The following is a 3,347-nucleotide window of genomic DNA, read 5'->3' as shown; positions in this document are numbered from 1 at the left end:
CCCGAAAATGAGCATGGCGACCAGGATCGCGGGAAAGGTCAATTGCACGTCGGCCGCGCGCATGATGATGGTTTCGGTCCAGCCGCCAAGATAGCCCGCCAGCAGGCCCAAAGTGACCCCCAGCAGCATTGCGAAAAGGACGGCGGCAAAGCCCACGAACAGTGAGATGCGCATGCCGAAAAGAATGGTCGAGAACACGTCGCGGCCCTGATCGTCGGTGCCCAGCCAAAACACTTCGCCGCTGAACATGTTGGGCTCCATTGGCGCTGTGAACCCGTTCATCAGGTTGAGTGAGCCGGGATCGAAGGGATCGTACGGGGCCACCAGCGGTGCAAAGACCGCGCCCAAAACCAAAGTCATCAGCACGATGAACGAACAGATCGCAACTGGCGAGTGTCTGAATTTCCACGCAAAATCGGATTGCCAGGCGGCAACGAACCGCGACGTCCGCGCGCGCGTCGAAGCGGGGGGAGGAACGGTATCGACCATGCCTAATGTCCTTTCGTGCCATCGACCCGCAGACGCGGATCAATGGCGAAGTAGAGCAGATCGACGATCAGGTTGATGCCGACGAACATGACCGAAATCAGCATGAGATAGGCCGCCATCACCGGGATATCGACAAACTGGATCGCGTTGATGAACAAAAGACCGACACCAGGCCACTGGAACACGGTTTCGGTGATGATCGCGAAAGCGATGATAGATCCGAGTTGCAGACCCGTGACCGTGATCACCGGCACCAGCGTGTTCTTGAGCGCATGGCGGAAGTTGACCGACTTTTCTCGCAATCCCCGCGCCCGGGCAAAGCGGATGTAATCCTGCCGCAGCACCTCGAGCATCTCGGATCGCACCAGCCGCATGATCAACGTCATCTGGTATAGACCAAGCGTGATCGACGGCAGGATCAGCGCCTTGAGCCCGCTTTCCGTCAGGAACCCCGTGCTCCACCACCCAAGGTCCACGGTATCGCCGCGTCCGAAACTGGGCAGCATGTCCAACTCGACGGAAAACACCCAGATCAGAAGAATGCCGATCAGGAAGGTCGGTAACGAAACACCGACAAGGGACAGCGTCATGATGACGTTGGACCCGATACCATTGCGTCGGATCGCGGTGAAGACCCCGAACCCGATGCCGAACAGCATCGCAAAGACACCCGAGACAAACGCCAGTTCCAAGGTCGCAGGAAGACGTTCCGCGATGATCTGCGACACCTCGCGGCCCTGGCGGTAGGACAGACCGAACTTGCCCTGAAACGCGTTGCCAAGGAACGTCCAGTACTGAACGACAATGGGTTGATCGAGACCCATCTGTTCGCGCAGCCGGTCAACGTCTGCCTGAGTGCGTTCCTGCCCCAGCATGTTCTCGACCGGATCGCCGACAAAGCTGAACATCGCGAAGGCCACCAGCCCCACGATCAGCAACACCAGAACGGATTGGAAAACACGCCTGAGAATGAAGGCAATCATGCGGCTCAGCTTTCGAAAAAGTCGTCAGGTTGCGCAGACAGGTGCCTGTCTGCGCTGCGTCCGTCAAGGGATGGGGACGGCACGTCACCGTACCCTCCCCGGGATCGCATCAGTCGACCGTGAAGTACTTCACCTTCACCTGATCGTCGGAATCCATCGCGGCACCGACTTTTCCATCCATCGCCCAGTTCAGGACCTGGTGGTGGATCGGCAGGTAAACCACGTCATCCTTCACGATCTGCCACATCTCGGCGACCATCCCGTCGCGCTTTTCAAGATCGACTTCCTGCGCAATCGCCTGGGTCATCTCGTCGATCTTGGCATTGGAATAACGGGTGGCGTTCCAGGTGCCGAAAAGATCGCCCTTGGTGTGATACAGGAAGTTGAAGATGTATTCTGAGTCATAGGACGGGATACCCCAGCCCAGCATGTAGAAATCGGATTCCAACCCGTTCACCACCGGGAAGTGCTGCGCTTTGGGCAACGCTTCGAGGTTCACGTCAATGCCGATTTGCGCCAGCATCCCGACCGATGCCTGACAAATCGCCTCGTCATTGATGTAACGATCATTCGGGCAGTTCAGAGTGATCGAGAAGCCATCGCCATAGCCGGCCTCTTCCATCAGCGCCTTGGCCGCGGCGACGTCCCATTCCGGGTAGGAATCCAGCTCTTCTGTCCAGCCCTGAACAAAGGGTGGGGCAATCATCCCGGCGGGTTGCGATTGGCCACGCATCACGACCTGCTGAATCGCTTCGCGGTTGATAGCCATGTTCATCGCCTGCCGAACCTTAACGTCGGTCAAGGGGTTCTTGCCGTCGACATTTCCGCCCAGCAGTTCATCGCTGACGTTCAGACCGAAAAAGATCACGCGGTTCTGCGGGGCGGTCAGCACCTTCTTGCCGTCGGTGGTCTTGATCCGTTCGAGATCCTGCACCGGCACGTCCTGGATGAAGTCCACCTCACCCGAGAGAAGCGCAGCCATGCGGGTCGCCTGGTTCTGGATCGGAGTGAATTCGATGTCCGTGAACTCCATCGCGAATTCATCCGCGCCCCAGTACTCCTCGTTGATCGTCATCACGGTCTTGACGTCGTTTTCGCGGCTGACCAGCTTGTAAGGGCCGGTTCCGTTGACGTTCTGCGAGGCATAGGTTTCCTCGCCACCTTCCACATCCTGCACATCCACGACGTTGTTCGCCTCGGCCCATCCCTTGTCGATGACAAAGATGTTGGGCAGCGTGGCGGGAAGGATCGGGTTCGGACCGTTCGTGATGATGTTCACTTCATAGTCGTTCACCGCTTCGACAGATGCGACGGACGAGATGATGCCCTTCATGTCGCTTTCCTCGGAGAGCGCCCGTTCGAAGGAAAACACCACGTCCTCGGCGGTGAAATCCGCACCATCGTGGAATTTCACGCCTTCGCGCAGTTTGAAGTTCCAGACTTCTGGATTTTCAGGGTTGACCGACCATTCGGTTGCCAGCGCAGGGGCAAGATTGCCGTCGGGCGCGCGCAGGATCAGCGGCTCCATCATCTGGTGCATCACCGCGATTGTCACACCTTCGTTCTGGGCATGCGGGTCAAGCGTCAGCGCATCCCCCGCTCGTGCCCATTTAAGCGTTTCGGCGCTGGCCGCAGTGCCAAGCACCAGCGACATGGCGGTTGCCATCAACATTGTCTTTTTCATTTCGATAGTCTCCCGGTTGGTTTGATTTTTTATTGCCTGCTTTAACGCAGGACGAACTTTTGTGCGTCTGATAAAACAAAAGCCCGACGTCTCATGCAAGACTGGTCCACCATGCACGTTGCGTCAACTCGTGACGTGAAGCGTCCTTTCAAGTGAGGACAGGATCTCTGGGCCGTCTTTCCGCAGGATCA

Annotated in this window: 3 protein-coding genes; all 3 read right to left on the bottom strand. The window is 57.7% G+C overall.

What is annotated here, in order from left to right; genetic code table 11:
• Positions 1-489, bottom strand: a 489-nt coding sequence (locus ACTIEN_RS21845; RefSeq protein ID WP_439525256.1) for an ABC transporter permease, incomplete at its 3' end; no start/stop codon positions are given.
• A 2-nt stretch (positions 490-491) separates the two neighbouring features.
• Positions 492-1,472 (bottom strand): ABC transporter permease, encoded by a 981-nt coding sequence (locus ACTIEN_RS21840; RefSeq protein WP_439525255.1) that lies wholly within the window; start codon positions 1,470-1,472, stop codon positions 492-494.
• A 109-nt stretch (positions 1,473-1,581) separates the two neighbouring features.
• Entirely contained in the window at positions 1,582-3,156 is a 1,575-nt protein-coding gene (locus ACTIEN_RS21835) for an ABC transporter substrate-binding protein (RefSeq protein ID WP_439525254.1), read from the bottom strand.
• Between the last annotated feature and the right edge of the window lie 191 nt (positions 3,157-3,347).

The sequence above is a fragment of the Marivita sp. genome (assembly GCF_051859345.1).
Taxonomy (GTDB): domain Bacteria; phylum Pseudomonadota; class Alphaproteobacteria; order Rhodobacterales; family Rhodobacteraceae; genus Marivita.
Note: the sequence above shows the minus strand (reverse complement) of the source record. Positions and strands in the feature narration are given on the sequence as shown.

Coding starts and splice junctions, on each gene's coding strand:
- ACTIEN_RS21840 (WP_439525255.1), bottom strand. CDS start 1,472: ATGATTGCCTTCATTCTCAGGCGTGTTTTCCAATCCGTTCTGGTGTTG.
- ACTIEN_RS21835 (WP_439525254.1), bottom strand. CDS start 3,156: ATGAAAAAGACAATGTTGATGGCAACCGCCATGTCGCTGGTGCTTGGC.